Here is a 16,585-nt window from a genome sequence, read left to right on the forward strand (position 1 = left end):
AATTCACGGTGAAGTCCCACTCTGTCATTCCGAGGGACTTTCCGCCTCATTTACATTCCGTTGACCGGGGGCCACAATAGCGCCCATGTCCATACTCAAGGTGCCATCCGAGTCCGAGGCCACAGGCCTCACCGCCGAAATCTACCAAGCCGATCTGCAGTCGATGGGCTATGTTCCGAGCCACACGAAGGCCATGAGCATAAACCCGGAGGCGTACAAGGCATGGCAGGCGCTGGTTAAGGCAATCGTCTCATCGCTGGGTTTGCGACGATACGAACTTGTGACACTCGCCGCCGCCCAGGCTATCGGTTCCTCCCACTGCCGGTTGGCCCATGGGAAGAAGACGTTGGCCATCATTGATGAGGAGCAACTACTCGCTGTCGCCCGGGACTACAGGGATGCCGGGCTGCCCCCGGAGGAAGTCGCGATGATGGACTACGCGGTCAGGCTCAGCACCGATGCGGCTGCAATGAACGACGACGACACGCAGCACCTTCGCGATGTGGGCTTCAGCGACAGGGAAATTGCTGACATCACTCTCGCTGCCACTGCCAGGAACTACTTCAGCCGCGCACTTCTTGCCCTGGCCGTGGACCTCGATGTACCTCCGGGCGTGACCGCCGAGCTTCAGGACGCCTTGTTGACGCCGCTGCCGGCTCAAGGTGACTGAACGGCTTCGGTGTTGGCACGGTCTGCGGATGCCCCTTGCCTCCGGCTCGCCAGCAGGAATGGCACCGAAATGAGCTCGATGATGCCCGCCATGGCCAACGAGGCCGGGTAGCCGTAGAGGTCGGCGCCACGGCCAAGGAGTGGCTGAACCACCACTCCGCCGCTGGATCCCATGAGCGAATCGAAGCTCAGGACCGTGGCCCGCTGCTTCGAGGGGATCATGTCATTGACGTACGCCTGCCGGACTGGAGTTGCTGCGGACCCCACCACGGCCCAGAGTGCCAGCAGCACCAGTGCCAACCAAAAGATCCGGGTGAAGCCGAGGACGACCAAGATCACGAATCCAGCCAGACCGCCAAGGATCAGCACAGAGGTTCGTTTATGGAACAAACGCCGGGCATGGGGCGCAAGCCAGCCGCCCAGGATTTGCGAGCCCGCCACAATTGCGGCGGCTAGACCAGCAATGGAATAGGCCCGCGGGTCGCCATACAGGTCAAGGAGGAATGGTTGCAGGGCGTAGAAGACATAAATCCCGACGCCGGCACTAAAGGGAGCGGCCAGCATGACGTACCGGACGGGCGGGTTTTTCAAGCCGTTCTCGATCGAGGCAGAAAGTACTGCGCGGGTGGCCCGGAGGGGGTGAGTGGACCGCTCAGGTGAGAACCCGACGTCGTGCATTAACCCAAACGCTACGGCGAACATGGCAACCAGAACGAAAACCCGAATGAGGAACGGGACGCCAAGGTTGGTGACTTGGGCGATCACGCCACCTGCCACCGAGCCCAGCAGCATCGCCACACCCTGCACCATCTGGCCGCGGCCCAGAACGGTTTCAAGGCCACCTTCATAGCCGGAGAAGCGCAAGGCATCCACCAGCCAGGCTTCCACAGCTCCGGAGAAGAACGTGAAGCCGAGGCCAAGGAGCACTGACACCACCGCCCACATCCAAAACGGTGCGGAAATCTGCCAGAGCACGTAGTACAAGTACGTAGACGCCGCCAACGTGATCGTTCCAAGCAGGAAAGACGTGCGGCGGCCCCAGCCATCAGCGACAACGCCTGTGGGTATCTCGAAAAGGACCATTCCGGCTGTGAAGAAAGCGTTGGCCGCGAAGGCTTCAAGGTTGCTCAAGCCCGCGTCAAGGAGGAAAAGCGTGTTGATACCCCAGATGAAGGAAGCAGCCACCGTGTTGCCCAGCGTCAGCGTGAGATAGACACGTTGAATCTTTCTGGCGGCGTCGTTCATGGTGTCGCCGCCAGCGCTGGGAGGGGTGACCACAAGCCCATTCTCGTCCCGTTGCCCTGCGTCCGCCAGAGCCCGTGGGCACAGTTTGCTACATCAGAGTTTGCTACGTCCCGCATGTGGTTGGGATGCCCTGGGACGCTGCCCACTCGCTGACGTCCCGGCGCTCAATGGCCGCCGCCATCATCTCCGGAAACAGGTCCGGCGTGCAGGCAAAAGCCGGGACACCAATCCCGGCGAGCGCTGCGGCGTGGCTGGAGTCAAAGGAAGGATGACCACTGTCACTCAAGGCCAGCAGGGCGATCATGGTAGTTCCCGCGCCAACAATCGAAGCGGCACGGCGCAGCATCTCCTCGGCTATCCCACCTTCGTAAAGGTCACTGATCAGCACCAGGATGGTCTCGGTCGGCTTGGTGATCTGATCCTGGCAATAGGCCAGGGCGCGGTTGATGTCGGTACCACCACCGAGCTGCACCCCAAACAACACGTCCACGGGATCATCCAGGTCCTCGGTCAGATCAACGACTTCAGTATCGAAGACCACCAGACGGGTGCTCACGGAACGCAGTGAACTGAGCACCGCACCGAAGACGCTGGAGTACACCACGGATTCCGCCATGGATCCTGACTGATCGATGCACAGGATGATCTCGCGCTGGATCTCCGTGCTGCGCCGGGCATGGCCATGGAGTTGTTCGGGCACAACCGTCCGGTATTCGGGCTGGTAATGCTTGAGGTTGGACGCAATGGTCCTGTTCCAGTCAATATCCCTGTGCCGTGGACGCCTGGTCCGGGCGGACCGGTTCAACGCCCCGGAGACAGCCTGAACGGTCTTGGCGCGCAGGCGGTCTTCAAGCTCCTTGGTCACCTGGCGAACCACAGACCTTGCTGTCTCGCGCGACTGCTCGGGGATAACCCTGCCCAAGCCAACAAGCGTGCTTACCAAGGCGATATCCGCTTGGACCGTTCGCAACATCTCGGGTTCAAGGAGCAATTGCCGCAGCCCCAGACGGTCCATTGCGTCAGCCTGCATCACCTGGACCACGGTAGAGGGGAAATATCCGCGGATATCTCCGAGCCACCGAGCCACGCGTGGACTCGAGGCCCCGAGCCCGCCTCGGCGACTGGAACCCTCGCCATATAGCTCTTCAAGAGCTTGGTCACGCCGGGCATCATCGGCCGAGAGCTGGACGCGCTCGCCGTCGGCTTTTGAGATGCCGTCTGCCTCGTTGCCGCCCAGCACTAACCGCCAGCGGTCCAGCCGGTCGCGCCCCCGATCCTCCTCAAAGTTGCCATCTGTCATGTGATCTCCTCCCAGCCCAAAATTCTGGCCATCGTCCTGACGGCAGGCCCTGCGGCAGCCAAGTCAACGCTTGTACCTGCTGTGGTGTCCCGCGAGGCGCCGGAACGGCTCAGCTGCTCACCGATCTCGCGCCGCTCAGGGCGGCTGAAGGCCGAGAATGTCCTGCGCAGGAGCGGCAGCACGTCCTCGAAAACCTCATCCTGCACGCCATCCACCCACTCATCCACAATCTGAAGGAGGCGGCGATCATGGATCAGCAGTGTGGCGTCGCCGGACAGCAGCCCATCCAACCAGGCCGCAGCCTCGGGTGCCGGGGCCGCGACAGACAAGCGGCGGCTCAGATTGGCAGCAACGTCGTCGGCGTCCACCAGGCCGGCCTCCAGCAGGAGCCGTAGAGCGCGACCTGCCACAGAGCCGTGGATGCGGTCCGAATGTGCCACCGCGGCGAGCGCTGAATGCCAGTCGTCCAAGGGCAAGTCCGGGAGCAGGGACAGCCCGTCCTGGGCGGAGTCGATCGCCCCGCGCATGACGGTGGCAGCGTCGTCGTCCAAAGCTGCACATGCTGTGGGCAGGCCAACGCAGGCGCGCACGACAGTGGCTTCCAGGATCTTTCGGACATTGCTCACGTCCACCCCGCGCACGTTTCCGTACCGGCATGTGCGGGCAAGAGGCGCAATGGTTTCCAGGAGCGGGGGAACGTCCTGCTGGAGCGCTGTTCGTTCAGCAAGAGCGGAGACGACGCCGGCAATACCGTCCGGGAGGTCCGCGAGCAGGCAGTTTGCCAGCAGTTCGGACAGAACAGGGAGGCTATCGGCGGCCTGGGCTTCTTCGGTCACAAACGCCGACGCGGCGGAGGCAACTGTTGTGCCGTAGCGGCTGGCTTCCACCAAGGACAAGGCGAGTTCAGGCCTCCAGAGAAGGGTCCACGCTTCCTTGAAGGTGCCCGTGGTGCGGCCGGTGTCAGTGGGCACGCCCCAGTCCACTCCCAGCAGTGCCAGGCGATGGAGCAGCACGGACCGCGCCAGTTGGTTGGGTTTGCGGAGGTCCAGGACCATGACCTCTTCAACGGCGCTGGCTTTCATCCTCAGTTTGCGTTGTGCCGCGGCGAGGTCAGCAGCCAGCGGGAGCGTAGGTACGGAGTCCGGCACGCTGCCGAAGTCCCGACCAACAGTCAGCTCGCGGTGTACCAAAGCCAATGGCAGGGGAGAGCCATCGCAAAGCACGGACTGGGCGGCGTCATCCAATTCAGGCAAACCGGGGCTTGGCCTCCCACGGAGGGCAGCGAGGGTCTTTGCCATTCGGCTCGCCTCCACCACGGAGGCCGTCGAGGCGTCCAGGTTTTCCTTGCGCAAAGCCCGGGCTACACGAACAAGCCACGTCGTAGACACATCCACGCTTGGATCCTGGGCCATCCAGTGCGCGAACAGATGCTGATACCAGCCGGGCGCGGTAACACCTGCCCCGTATCCGCTCCGTAGGCTGAGCCTGTCCGAGGTCCACGGGACCCATGTCACGGCGACCTTGGCCTTGGGCAAGCCAGCGAGCACTTTGTTGTCTGCGGAGGCGGAGGGAAAGCCGGCGGGCACCAGTGCTGGTGCATGGTACGCACCGCAGACCACAGCGATACTCTTATGTCCTTCACGAATGGCTGCCCTCAGGATGCGCCGCATTGCCGCCTCCCGGCGGTGGTTCTCCACGACGTCCGGATGATCGGGGGATCGGTCGTCCAGTGCCCGGATTTCGGTAATGGCATCGATCAAGGCCTCGAAACGCTCCACGGGGCTTGAGTTGCGGTGCTCCACGGCGTCCTCCCACCAGCGCTCGGCGTCGCTGTACCCGGCAGCTTCTGCCAGGATGCCGATTGCGTCCGGGCGGTATGGCTGATCCGGCGTGGAAATCGACTCAGCAGCTTCTGCGGCGACCTTGAGTCCGAACGTGTGTGCCGCTGGCAGATCGATGGCCTGCACCGGGGTCCCCGTGGACAGCGCCCAGCGGATGGCTACCCATTCAGGTGAGAAGCTGGCCATGGGATAAAAAGAAGCCAGACGCGGCTCGTCCACTGCGTAGATCAGCCCTGCGACCGGAGGAACCATGCCTGGATCGGTGATGAGCGCAATGACCTGATCGAGCTCAGGCGGGCCCTCTACGAGCACCAGATCGGGGGGCAGGGTAGCCAAAGCCTCGGCCACCGAGTGCGCCGAGCCGGGTCCGTGGTGCCGGATCCCCAGAATGTGGACGTCAGTCATCGACTAGTTCGTCTCGAGATCACGACAAGCCCGGTAGAGGTCCTTCCACTCGGGTCGGTTCCGAACAACGGTTTCCAGATACTCCTGCCAAATGACCCTGTCCTGCACGGGGTCCTTGATCACTGCGCCCACCAAGCTCGCCGCGACGTCGTCAGCCCGGACCGTTCCGTCGCCGAAGTGGGCTGCGAGGGACAGCCCATTGGTCATCACGGAAATGGCCTCGGCTGTGGAAAGAGTGGCTGACGGGGATTTTATGGTGGTGCGCTGATCCTGCGTGACCCCGGAACGCAATTCGCGCATGACGGTGACCACCCTGCGGATTTCGGAGAGGGCCGCCAAGTCAGCCGGAAGCTCCAGTGCCTCGCCCAAGCTACGTACGCGGGTTGTCACGATCTCCACCTCCTGATCGATGGTGTCCGGAAGCGGCAGGACAACTGTATTGAACCGCCGGCGGAGTGCCGAGGAGAGCTCGTTGACGCCTTTGTCGCGGTTGTTCGCAGTGGCGATCACGTTGAACCCCTTACGGGCCTGCACTTCTTCGTTGAGTTCCGGGATGGGCAGGGTTTTCTCGCTGAGGATGGTGATGAGGGAATCCTGGACATCGGAAGGGATGCGCGTTAGTTCCTCCACCCGCACCAGGCTGCCGGCCTCCATTGCACGCATCACAGGTCCCGGAACCATGGCTGCCCGCGAGGGACCTTCGGCAAGTAGCCGAGCATAATTCCACCCATACCGCAATGCTTCTTCGGGTGTTCCCGCCGTGCCCTGAACCACCAGCGTGGAGGCGCCCGAAATAGCCGCGGCCAAGTGCTCGCCAAGCCACGTCTTCGCAGTTCCAGGCACACCCAACAGCAGCAGGGCACGATCTGTAGCAAGGGAAGCCACTGCGATTTCCACCAAACGCTCCGAGCCCAGGTATTTCGGCGTGATCTCAGCACCATTGGGTAGGGTGCCGCCCAGGATGTACGTCGTGACCGCCCATGGAGAGAGCCTCCAGCTCGGTGGCCGGGGCCGGTCGTCAACCGCCGCCAGCACGCTGAGCTCATCGGCGTACGCATTTTCGGCGTGGGCCCGGAGAACATCGGTTCCGTTTGGGGCATCTGTCATTGGAAGGCCTCCGTGAGGGATTGTCGGAATGCTTGGTATTGAACAGCGTCGCGCAGCACCCGACGCCGGGCAGCGTCCTCGTCTGAACGCTCCAGAAGACGTCGGCACTGCTCGGCGGCCTCCGGCGGCAGCGCGGCTGGCAGCACCTGCGCCAGCTTGGCTGCCAATTGGCCACCGTTCTTGCCGGCAATCAGCCCGAGCAGCGCATCAGCCAAGCCAAACCCCCACGGCTGGGGCAGATCCCGCAACCGCGGAACCAGGGTCAGGGGCTGGTCAATGCCATGGCGGATGTACCGTTCAAGCCACTGCTCACGCTCGCCGGGGGACAGGCAACCCAGCAGCCGCACGTCGGTCCGGACGGTCAGCAGCGCGCGGATCCACTCAAGGTCTTTCCGGCTCACCGCAGCTGTGATCAGGCCCTCCAGGACGCGGGGCTCTGGTTCCAGGAGTCCCACAGTTGCGGCCGGGCTGCGGCCGGACACGGACGTCCACACCTCCAGCGGTGCACCCCTGATGATGGTGTCCAATCGCGCCAGTCTGTCAGGTTCACCACTGCGTTGGTTGGACGGGATGCCGTCACGTAAAGCTTGCTCATCCGGGTCTGGCGGAAGGTCGATATCGATCCGCTTGTTCAACAGCCCTTTCAGGTGCAGCAGGGGAAGCAGCCGGGCAGCCATGCGCCCGGCACGGAGAGTGCCAGGGAGTCGGTCCAACAATCCGGTTGCTACCTCGCGCACACTCTTCGCTTTGTCGTCCAAGGCCCGTTCCAACAGCTCTTCGTCGTCACTGCCCAGGTTCGTGGTCAACAGAGCCAGGTGATTTGCGCGTTCCCGGGCACTGAGGGCATTCCAGTGGGTCGCCAGCCTTTCGCGCGCAGCTGCAGGATCACTGGTTCGGAGACGTTCGAGTTCGGCCACGGCGAGGTCGCTTCCGGGCTCTGACGATTCATCGGCCGGCTTCGGAACCGATGCTTTTGAGAGACTTTGAAGCCAGCGGCCGCGGGTTCCGATGGCTGGCTCCAAACGCCTAAAGACAGCTGCTTTGGTTTCGGCCAACGCGAACAGCGCCGGAAGCAGGCGGTGCGGGACCCGGCGTCGTGATTCTTCTGCCAGCCGCAGCCAGTCCACTACCAGTTGGTTCCTCAACTCCAGTCCGACGGGCGGTTGGGTGAGCAGGAGTTCCAGCAGCCGGGCAGCTTCTCCGACGGCCTGGGGCTCCGTATCAGGCGGCGCCGGCATCGGCAGAGTAGCGGCGGGCGCCTGGGCGGGCATGCGGGACGCGCGGATGACGACATCCGCCATGGCAGCCTGGTCCAACACCTCTTCCTCACGGGACAAGCCCTCAGGAGGGCGCACGCCCAGCTCAACCGGCGGAGACGGCGCGGCATGCCGGCCTGTTCCTACGAGCGCGGCAGTGCGTAGCCCGTCCAACCATGTCAACTCGTCCAGCCACGTCATGGAGTCACCACCGCGTCACCGACGACGACGGTCAGCGGCCGCAGGCGGCCATCCTCGAGTTCGCCGAAAATATCTACCGGACGGCCGCCTGTGAGTGCCAGCAGCGAATCGAGGGGAGCATCCATCAAGGGAATGGCATTGCCGTTCTCCTCCACGAGCCAACCGTAGTCTTCAGACAGGACGGTGACACGGGCCAACAGCACAGGCTGGCGGTCGCGCCACGGTGAGCGGGCAACAGCGGCTGACTGCTGCTCGAGGGCCTGGGCGATGGTGCAGCCAGGACCTAGGCTGGTGGCCAGTCCCTGGGATTCAACGGGACTGGTGAACATCGCGCGTTGCGGCGCGGAGCCGGGGTAGCGGGCAACTGTGACCTCCAACAGGGCGCCAGCGAGTTGAGGCGTCGCGAGCCCTTGACCTTGCCCGGCAAAATCCAGGATGACCACCACCGTGCCATCGGGACCCCGGAGCCAGGTCCGCTGCTGTTGGAGCCGACCGTCGTCGCTTCGGTGGGCTCCCAGTACCAGCCATGGGCCCGGCAATGCCTCAGTATCCTTGACGTCGGCTGATGCAGTGGCCCAACCGACGGCCGCTTTGACATCTGCAAATTCCTCGGCGGACAAGTCGTCCCGTGCGGCCCAGGCTTTGGTCAGCGCCCACCAGCGGCCTGCATGGAGCAACAGATGGTCTGCCCAGTCAGTCCTGGCATGGACCTCCGAAGCCATGGTCCGCACTTGTTCGGCTAGGCCTGGCAACTGGGAGTCGACCAATCGGGCCGCCACACCGTCCCACCAGGAGTAGGGCTGGTTGCGGGCGGCGGCAAGCCCGGTCCGGATCAAGTCGGTCAGCCAGCGGGCGAAGTCTGCGATTCCCGCATCCATGAGTGCTTGGCGCTCAGCGAGCCGCTTGGCGTGCGCTTCGGGATCCGATGCCTCCCCTGACTTCCTGCGATCCTTGGCGGTGGCACGTTCTGCGCGCTGGCCTGCCCATTCCTGCGCGAAGTCCGCCGTCTCGGCCGAGGCCTCTGCTGCCTCACCCCGTGCCCACAGAAGAAGCAGTGCAAGGGCGTGTTTGCAGGGAAATTTTCGGCTGGGACATGAGCATCGGTAGGCAGGGGCGACGATGTCCACGCTTACTTGATAGGGCGTTTTTCCGCTGCCTTGGCATTTGCCCCAAACCAGGACGTCGTTGCTCCCTGAGTCCGACCACGGGCCGGGATGTGCCAGCTTTCTTGCCGCTGCCAAAGACGATGCGTCGGGGGCGGCGCTGATGACTCTCTCTTCGCTCCAACGCCCCATGAGGGCTATTCTGCCTGACACCTACGACGCTTTGGGAGTGGACCGCGACAGGGCGGCGATTTGCTGCCGGGAACCTGGTCCGGCTCCCGGCAGCCGCCTCCGTTGTTACGCCTGGTGGCTGACCAGATCGGCGTCTGTTGTGGTCGACTTTTCCCGCTGCCCGGAATGCAGGGTAGCAAAGAACGAGCCAAGTTCCGCCGTCGCTGTCAGGGGCAGGACGTTTGCCACGTACTGGTCCGGGCGGACCACTACAACCACACCGTCGCGGCTGAGTCCGCGCAGTTCGAAGATGTCCGCGTTGGGGTCGGTGCCGAAGACCTTCTCGAGGTAGGTGAGCTTGAACGGTCCAACGGTAGGTTTGAACGCTGAGGGGACGGCGTTGATGTCCACGTTGGTGTGGTCCTGCTGGTAGATCACCTTCACGTCGAACCAGGCGTCGCGGTCAGCGTCCGACGGCGTAGCGGCCAGCGGCGAGTCCGGCGAGTTCGCAATCCACTCGGCGAGGTCCGCGACGGGTCCCGGGGCGCCTGCAGGGGCGGCGTCGGCAAAGACGTATATGCGCCAGCGTCCGTCGGCTTTCGCGTGGTGGCCGAGGTGCATCGGGTTCGTGTCGCAGACCCGCTGGACCGGGGCCGACTTGAAGCGCTTGCCAATCGGGAAGCCGGTGGCCAACTCTTGGTGCTGCGCTTCGGCCACGAGCATCGAGGGGGCGTACTGGGTCATGAAACCGGCAGGGAACTCTGCAGTACTGGTGTAGAAAGTCTCCAATTCTGCCGGGTCTTCGAACTCTTCGGGCTTCTTGGCCATGAGCGTAGACCACTGCTTGTCGAAGTCGATCAGGTTCTTCGCCACCACCTGGCGCTCGGCAGAGTAGGTGTCCAGCAGGCTCTCGGGGCTGCGGCCTTCCAGGACGTGTCCGAGTTTCCAGCCGATGTTGAAGCCGTCCTGCATGGAGACGTTCATGCCCTGCCCGGCCTTTGCGCTGTGGGTGTGGCAGGCATCGCCGGTGATGAACACCCGTGGAGTGCGTGTGCCGCGTTCCTCCGGCAGGACGTCGTCGAACCTGTCCGTGAGGCGGTGGCCTACCTCGTAAACGCTGTGCCAGGCGACGTTCCGGACATCAAGCGTGTACGGGTGGAGGATGTCGTTGGCCTTGCCGATGATCTGCTCGATGGTCGTTTTCCGCACGGCGCCGTGATCCTCGGGTTTTACCTCGCCAAGGTCGACATACATGCGGAAAAGGTGCCCGCCCTCCCGGGGGATCAGCAGGATGCTGCCGCCGGCACCGGACTGAATAGCGCATTTGGTGCGGATATCCGGGAAGTCTGTGACGGCCAGGACGTCCATGACGCCCCAGGCATGGTTGGCCTGGTCGCCGGCGAGATGGCATCCGATGGACTCGCGGACCTTGCTGCGTGCCCCATCCGCGCCGACGACGTACTTGGCCCGGATGGTGCGCTCCTGACCCTCGTTGGCCCCGGAGGTGTAACCGAGGGTCACCTCCACCGGGTAGTCACCCTCGCCGGTGACCTTCAGGCCATGGAACTCGTAGCCATAGTCAGGCTTCATACGCGTGGGGGAGTTAGCCATGAATTCCGCGAAGTAGTCCAGAACGCGTGCTTGGTTCACGATCAAGTGCGGGAATTCGCTGATTCCTGTGGGGTCATCCACTGCCCGGGCGGCCCTGACGATGCGCGAATGGTCAGCGGGGTCCGGCTTCCAGAACGCCATTTCGGTGATGCGGTAGGCCTCGGCGGTGATGCGTTCGGCGAACCCGAACGCCTGGAAGGTCTCGACGCTGCGGGCCTGGATGCCGTCGGCCTGACCAATGGCGAGGCGCCCGGGGCGGCGCTCGATAATACGCGTGGTGATATCCGGGAACTGGGCCAGTTGCGCCGCGGTCAGCATCCCTGCCGGGCCAGTGCCCACGATGAGAACGTCAACTTCGTCGGGAAGCTCGGCCGGGCGGTTGATTCCGACGCCGGCAGCTGGCTCGACTCGCGGGTCACCGGATACGTAACCGTGGTGGTGGAACTGCACGGGCTTTCCTCACTTCTTTGTGGGTTGAGTACTGGCGTGTTCTATAGTTGAACACCTTGTTCTATTATCGCTCACATTATCGTAATGCGGCTCACAGTGCGGATCAAGTCTTTGCCTGCCCGCGGACGAGGTTTAGCTCAGGTTCACGGTGATTCCGGACTGGACGTGTCAGGATCAGGTATGCCTCGACTCATGCTCCTGGACACTGCCTCCTTGTATTTCCGCGCCTTCTACGGCATTCCGGACACCATCCGCCGCTCCGACGGCACACCCGTCAACGCCGTCCGTGGCCTGATGGACATGATTGCCCGCCTCACCACGGAGTATGAAGCGACCCACGTGGTCGCTTGCTGGGACAATGATTGGCGCCCAAAATGGCGGGTTGAGCTGATCCCCAGCTACAAGGCGCACAGGGTGGCCGAAATCGTGCCGGTGGGCCCCGACGTCGAAATCGTTCCCGATCCTCTCGAAGCGCAGATCCCGCTGATCCGCCACGTGCTGGACCTTGCGGGAATTGCTGTCGTGGGCGTCGATGAGCATGAAGCCGACGATGTTGTGGGCACGTATGCCAGCCAGGCGCAGCTACCCACTGACGTGGTCACGGGTGACCGGGACCTTTTCCAGCTCGTCGATGATGACCGGGACGTCCGCGTCATTTACACCGCCCGTGGCATGAGGAACCTCGAAGTGGTCACCGACGTCGTCGTCGTTGGAAAGTATCGCGTGCTGCCGCAACAGTACGCCGACTACGCCACGCTGCGCGGCGATTCCTCCGACGGACTGCCGGGCGTTGCCGGCATCGGCGAGAAAACGGCCGCGTCTTTGCTCGCGGAACACGGCTCCCTTGAGGGCCTGCTGGAGGCAGCAGAGGATCCCGACGGCGGACTGTCCGGTTCCGTACGCGCCAAACTTGCCGCAGCGGCCGGGTACCTCAAGGTGGCGCCCGCCGTCGTAAACGTGGTTCGAGACTTGAAGGTTCCCACCCTTGAGGAGGCAGGCGCCCAGCTGCGCCCCGTGACAGGTGAGGCGCGCGCTGAGCTTGAGCGCTTGGCTACGGACTGGAACCTGGGTGGTTCGGTCAAGCGATTGCTTGCGGCCTTGGACACCCAACCGCACCTTCACAGCTGATTGACAGCTTCACAACAGCGCGGGCTTGGGTGATCGACTCATTGTAGTAACAGGACGATGTTACAGATCGTCTGGAAGTTACAAGCTGTCTGGAAGTTATAGGCCGTTCGGACGGCTCAGCAGCCGTTACAGCGGCGCCGGATTGAGGAGAGGCACCATGTCAAAGACCAAGAGAATCACGCTGGGCATTACAGCCGGAGCGTTGGCGTTGGGCGCAGGGCTGGGTGTCACCAGCATTGCTTCAGCCACCACGACGCCGACGCCGAGCGCAACGTCGTCAGCCGATGCCACCATGCCCCCGCAGGGTCACGGAAGGCCCGGAGGCCACGGCCCCGACCGCGGTCAGCTCGCAGCGGACCTTGCCGCCAAGTTGGGAGTAGACCAGGCCAAGGTCACAGACGCATTGAAGGCCTTCCGCGACGCGAATAAGCCCAGCACTCCGCCAACTGAAGGCACAGAAGGAACCAAGCCGGACCGGACGGCGGAAGAGGCGGCCTTGGCCAAGTCCCTGGCCACTGCACTGGGCATCGATGAATCCAAAGTCACTGCGGCTCTGGAAGAAATCCGCACTGCGGCCCAGGAGGAGCGCGCCGCTGCCCTTAAGACCAGGCTGGACAAGGCCGTCACGGACGGCAAGCTCACACAAGCTGAAGCTGATGCAGTCACCAAGGCTGTTGAAGCCGGAGTTATCGGAGGCGGCGGCCGCTAAGGCGCTTTAACCGAGCCGCAAAGGCCCTGCACTCGCAGAGAAGAAACCACGACGCCGATACTTGGCAGCGAAGGATCCCCCGGACAGTTCCAATAACGGCTCCGGGGGATCCTTTGCGTGCACGCCCTTGTCACCAGTGGCGACCCTATCCGGGCCTGAACCTGTCCACGACAGGACACTCAAAGGGTTCGCCAGCGAAGAGTCCAACGTCGTTCAAGTACCTGACGACGATTGCGTACGAAGCTGCCAGTGAGGTCTCCGTGTAAGGGATGTCCAGTTCCCGGCAACATTCCTTGACGATTCCGGAGGCACGCTGCAGGTAAGGCCTGGGCATGTCCGGGAAGAGGTGGTGTTCGATCTGCCGGTTCAGTCCCCCCATAAGTGCGTCAAGGAACCGTCCCCCGGAAATGTTCCGGGCAGTAAGAACCTGGCGATTCAGGAAATCCGTCCTGCTGGACGTTGGCAGGATGGGCATGCCTTTGTGATTGGGGGCGAATGCAGCGCCCATATAAAAGCCGAAGACGCCCAATTGGACGCCAAGGAAGGCAAAGGCCATTCCCAGCGGCAACAAGGAGAACACCAAAACCGGCACCATAAGCAGGCGCAGCATAAGGACAGGGATTTCCACCCAGCGATGATCTGCCCTTCGTTGGCGTAACAAGTACTTCAACGAATCAACATGCAGGCTCGCACCGAGGAAGAACAACAGGGGGAACAGCAACCATCCCTGTTTCCGGGTGACACTCACCATTGGGCCGCGACGCGATGCGGCGGCCTCGGGATGGAAGGCGATGGCGCCTGTGTGGATATCCGGGTCCTTATCGATGACATTGGGGAAGTTGTGGTGCCGGGTATGCTTTTGGGCCCACATCGCATAACTGATTCCCACCAACCCCGTGCCAATCAGGCGTGCGGACCATTCGTTCATGCTCTGGGATTTGAACACCTGGCGATGGGCAGCCTCATGCGCGAGAAACGCGAATTGAGTAAGGACAACGCCCATGCCCGCCGCGATCAAGAGCTGGAACCACGTGTCCCTCAAGAGAAGAAAGCCACTCCATGTTCCGGCCCACGCCAGCATCAGAATCACGAAAACCGTGATGTAGAAACCCCGGCGGCGCTTCAGCAAGCCCGCACTGCGGACGGACTTCAGGAGGGCTGCATAGGAGTTAACCATCCGGGCGGCGGCACCGCGTTCCGGAAAAAAGTCTTCGGGAGAGCGTGATGATGCCATGATGCCTCGAACCAGTTACCGGCGGGAAAACACATCGTTTACCCACTGTTCCTCAGGATACGCCCGGCAGCCTTGGATGGAACCGGAAAATTCTTTTGAGAGGTTGTCGATTTCGCCTCGCACTGTTCGACCCATGAATGAGAAGGTCGAAGGGCGACCTTCCACAACACAGGAGATTGAGTGCAATGGCCAAGTACATGCTGATCATGCGGGCAACCGACGAATCGTTCGCCAAGTTCGAGAACATCGACTTCAACGAAATCCTAGAAGCGATGGGCAAATTCAATGACGAACTGATCCGCGCTGGAGTGCTGCTGGCTGCTGAAGGACTGGACGATGCAAAGGAAAGCGTCGTGGTCGACTTCACCGGCGACACCCCGGTGGTCACTGATGGCCCGTACGGTGAAACGAAGGAACTGTTTGCCGGTTACTACATCCTGGATGTTGCCTCCAAGCAGGAAGCAATCGAGTGGGCCAAGCGTGCTCCGATGACCGCAGGCAGCAAGACAGAGATCCGCCGGGTCACCAGCATCGACGAATTCCCCCAAGACAACGCATGGATCCAAAAGGAGCGGGCTTGGCGCGAGCGGACCGGACAGCTGTAGACGGGACGGCCACTGCTTTGGGGAGCACCTGCAGTGAGCAGCACCAGACGTGAGCAGCAACGAGGCAAGGGCCGCCGTCGAAGCGGTGTGGCGCAGCGAATCCGCCCGCGTCGTCGGCGCCCTTGCCCGCTACACAGGGGACTTTCCACTGGCAGAGGACCTCGCACAGGAAGCACTCGCAGAGGCCCTCGTGTCGTGGTCTGTCAATGGCGCACCTGCCGAGCCGGTGGGATGGCTCCTCACAGCGGGTCGTCGTCGTGCCATCGATGCTTTCCGGCGGCGGGCAGCCCTGGACGATAAATACGCGCTTCTGGCACGCGATCTCACAGAGGAAGAAGCGGGTGTGGATACGCTGTTCAACCCCCAAGCCATTGATGACGATGTCCTGGCCCTGATGTTCATTTCCTGCCACCCCGTGGTGTCCAGGGAGGCCCGGATTGCCATGACACTTCGCGTTGTGGGCGGCATGACCACGGATGAGATCGCCAAGGCATTCCTGGTCCCGGTGCCAACCACCCAGGCGCGCATCACCAGGGCAAAGAAGACTCTCGCCGCTGCCCGCATCCCGTTTGCAGTGCCCGAGGCCGATCAGGTTCCTGAGCGGCTTGGTTCGGTGCTGAATGTCCTCTACCTGATCTTCACGGAGGGGGCCTACGCTTCCGGAGGAGAAAACTGGATGCGCACCGAGTTGGCCAGTGAAGCACGTCGACTTGCCCGGGTGTTGGTCCGCGTGGCGCCGGAACCCGAAGCATTCGGATTGCTGGCACTGATGGAACTCACAGCCGCGCGATTCCCGGCAAGGCTCGACGCAGCTGGCCAACCGGTACTGCTGGAAGACCAGGATCGACGTCGATGGGATCAGTCAGCAATCCGGCGCGGACGCGCAGCACTTTCGACGGCGGTGGATGCCGGCCGTGGGCTCGGCGCCTACGGGCTCCAGGCTTCCATTGCCGAATGCCATGCTGTGGCGCGCACGGTGGAGGACACAGACTGGGAGCGAATCGTGGTCCTGTACGAGGCACTTGGGCGACTCACGCCGTCGCCAATCATTGATTTGAACCATGCCGTCGCCGTCTCCATGGCCTCTGGCCCTGCCGCCGGACTGGACCTCGTTGACGGATTGGCGGCCCGGGGTGAACTCAAGGGATCGCATCTGTTGCCGGCGGTCAAGGGCGAGCTGCTGTCGCGGCTTGGGCGCCAAGAAGAAGCCAACGAGGCTTTTCACCAGGCTCTTGAACTGTGCTCAAACGGCGCGGAACGATTGGCCCTTGAGCGAAAGATTGAGGACTTGGAACTCATGTAGCGCCAACAACGGGCCGCGCGAATGGGTACACCTCAGCTGCACTCCGCGTCTGGTCGTCGTGAGGCGCAATTTAGCGCGATGGCACTCTTATGTTCTGAGGGGTGTGTGGTGGTGGTTGCGTCGGGGTGTTTGTTTGGGGTCGATGTGTGGTGGTGGGGTGAACCAGGGCACGCCGGTGGTCATGTCGATCCGCCATTGTTCTTTGTGGATGACGTGGTGGTGGTGGCTGCAGAGCAGGGTGCCGTTC

Annotated in this window: 13 protein-coding genes and 1 pseudogene; 5 read left to right on the plus strand and 9 right to left on the minus strand. The window is 62.8% G+C overall.

What is annotated here, in order from left to right; all coding sequences use genetic code 11:
- Positions 1 to 85 precede the first annotated feature (85 nt).
- Positions 86 to 670 carry a carboxymuconolactone decarboxylase family protein gene (locus tag AC1DD5_RS15800; protein ID WP_442006570.1) on the plus strand — a complete coding sequence of 195 codons (585 nt, stop codon included), beginning with the start codon at positions 86 to 88 and terminating at the stop codon, positions 668 to 670.
- Here AC1DD5_RS15800 and AC1DD5_RS15805 read toward each other — a convergent pair.
- The 7 genes from AC1DD5_RS15805 to AC1DD5_RS15835 form a co-directional block, all read right to left on the minus strand.
- Complete coding sequence (locus AC1DD5_RS15805; RefSeq protein ID WP_442006584.1) at positions 658 to 1,914, minus strand: MFS transporter; 1,257 nt, start codon at positions 1,912 to 1,914, stop codon at positions 658 to 660. The genes AC1DD5_RS15800 and AC1DD5_RS15805 overlap by 13 nt on opposite strands.
- Before the next feature lie 103 nt (positions 1,915 to 2,017).
- On the minus strand, positions 2,018 to 3,214 hold the full coding sequence (locus AC1DD5_RS15810; RefSeq protein ID WP_477522090.1) for a VWA domain-containing protein: 1,197 nt from the start codon (positions 3,212 to 3,214) through the stop codon (positions 2,018 to 2,020).
- Positions 3,211 to 5,460 (minus strand): DUF5682 family protein, encoded by a 2,250-nt coding sequence (locus AC1DD5_RS15815; RefSeq protein WP_477522091.1) that lies wholly within the window; start codon positions 5,458 to 5,460, stop codon positions 3,211 to 3,213. Before AC1DD5_RS15815 ends, AC1DD5_RS15810 begins: the two co-directional genes overlap by 4 nt.
- A gap of 3 nt (positions 5,461 to 5,463) precedes the next feature.
- Positions 5,464 to 6,567, minus strand: a complete 1,104-nt coding sequence (locus AC1DD5_RS15820; RefSeq protein WP_477522092.1) for an ATP-binding protein — start codon at positions 6,565 to 6,567, stop codon at positions 5,464 to 5,466.
- Entirely contained in the window at positions 6,564 to 8,024 is a 1,461-nt protein-coding gene (locus AC1DD5_RS15825; protein WP_477522093.1) for a DUF5691 domain-containing protein, read from the minus strand. The genes AC1DD5_RS15820 and AC1DD5_RS15825 overlap by 4 nt, the downstream gene beginning before the upstream one ends.
- Entirely contained in the window at positions 8,021 to 9,319 is a 1,299-nt protein-coding gene (locus AC1DD5_RS15830) for an SWIM zinc finger family protein (protein WP_477522094.1), read from the minus strand. The genes AC1DD5_RS15825 and AC1DD5_RS15830 overlap by 4 nt, the downstream gene beginning before the upstream one ends.
- 105 nt (positions 9,320 to 9,424) lie before the next feature.
- Entirely contained in the window at positions 9,425 to 11,359 is a 1,935-nt protein-coding gene (locus AC1DD5_RS15835) for an FAD-binding monooxygenase (protein WP_477522095.1), read from the minus strand.
- 180 nt (positions 11,360 to 11,539) lie between these two features.
- Here AC1DD5_RS15835 and AC1DD5_RS15840 point away from each other — a divergent pair, with 180 nt between their 5' ends.
- Positions 11,540 to 12,487 carry a 5'-3' exonuclease gene (locus AC1DD5_RS15840; RefSeq protein WP_477522096.1) on the plus strand — a complete coding sequence of 316 codons (948 nt, stop codon included), beginning with the start codon at positions 11,540 to 11,542 and terminating at the stop codon, positions 12,485 to 12,487.
- A gap of 157 nt (positions 12,488 to 12,644) precedes the next feature.
- Complete coding sequence (locus tag AC1DD5_RS15845; RefSeq protein ID WP_477522097.1) at positions 12,645 to 13,196, plus strand: hypothetical protein; 552 nt, start codon at positions 12,645 to 12,647, stop codon at positions 13,194 to 13,196.
- 145 nt (positions 13,197 to 13,341) lie between these two features.
- Here the strand turns inward: AC1DD5_RS15845 and AC1DD5_RS15850 are convergent, their stop codons facing one another.
- Complete coding sequence (locus AC1DD5_RS15850) at positions 13,342 to 14,430, minus strand: fatty acid desaturase family protein (RefSeq protein ID WP_477522098.1); 1,089 nt, start codon at positions 14,428 to 14,430, stop codon at positions 13,342 to 13,344.
- A 185-nt stretch (positions 14,431 to 14,615) separates the two neighbouring features.
- Between AC1DD5_RS15850 and AC1DD5_RS15855 the strand changes: the two genes are divergently transcribed.
- Positions 14,616 to 15,035, plus strand: coding sequence for a YciI family protein (locus tag AC1DD5_RS15855; RefSeq protein ID WP_477522099.1), 420 nt, complete (start codon positions 14,616 to 14,618; stop codon positions 15,033 to 15,035).
- Between the two features lie 49 nt (positions 15,036 to 15,084).
- The gene (locus AC1DD5_RS15860; protein ID WP_477522100.1) at positions 15,085 to 16,338 is read left to right on the plus strand and encodes an RNA polymerase sigma factor; all 1,254 of its coding nucleotides are present in this window, start codon (positions 15,085 to 15,087) and stop codon (positions 16,336 to 16,338) included.
- An 87-nt stretch (positions 16,339 to 16,425) separates the two neighbouring features.
- On the opposite strand, the pseudogene AC1DD5_RS15865 reads toward AC1DD5_RS15860, so the two are convergent.
- Positions 16,426 to 16,585: pseudogene (locus AC1DD5_RS15865) on the minus strand (DUF222 domain-containing protein); the annotation flags it as partial.

The organism is Paenarthrobacter sp. 10L420 (assembly GCF_056395385.1).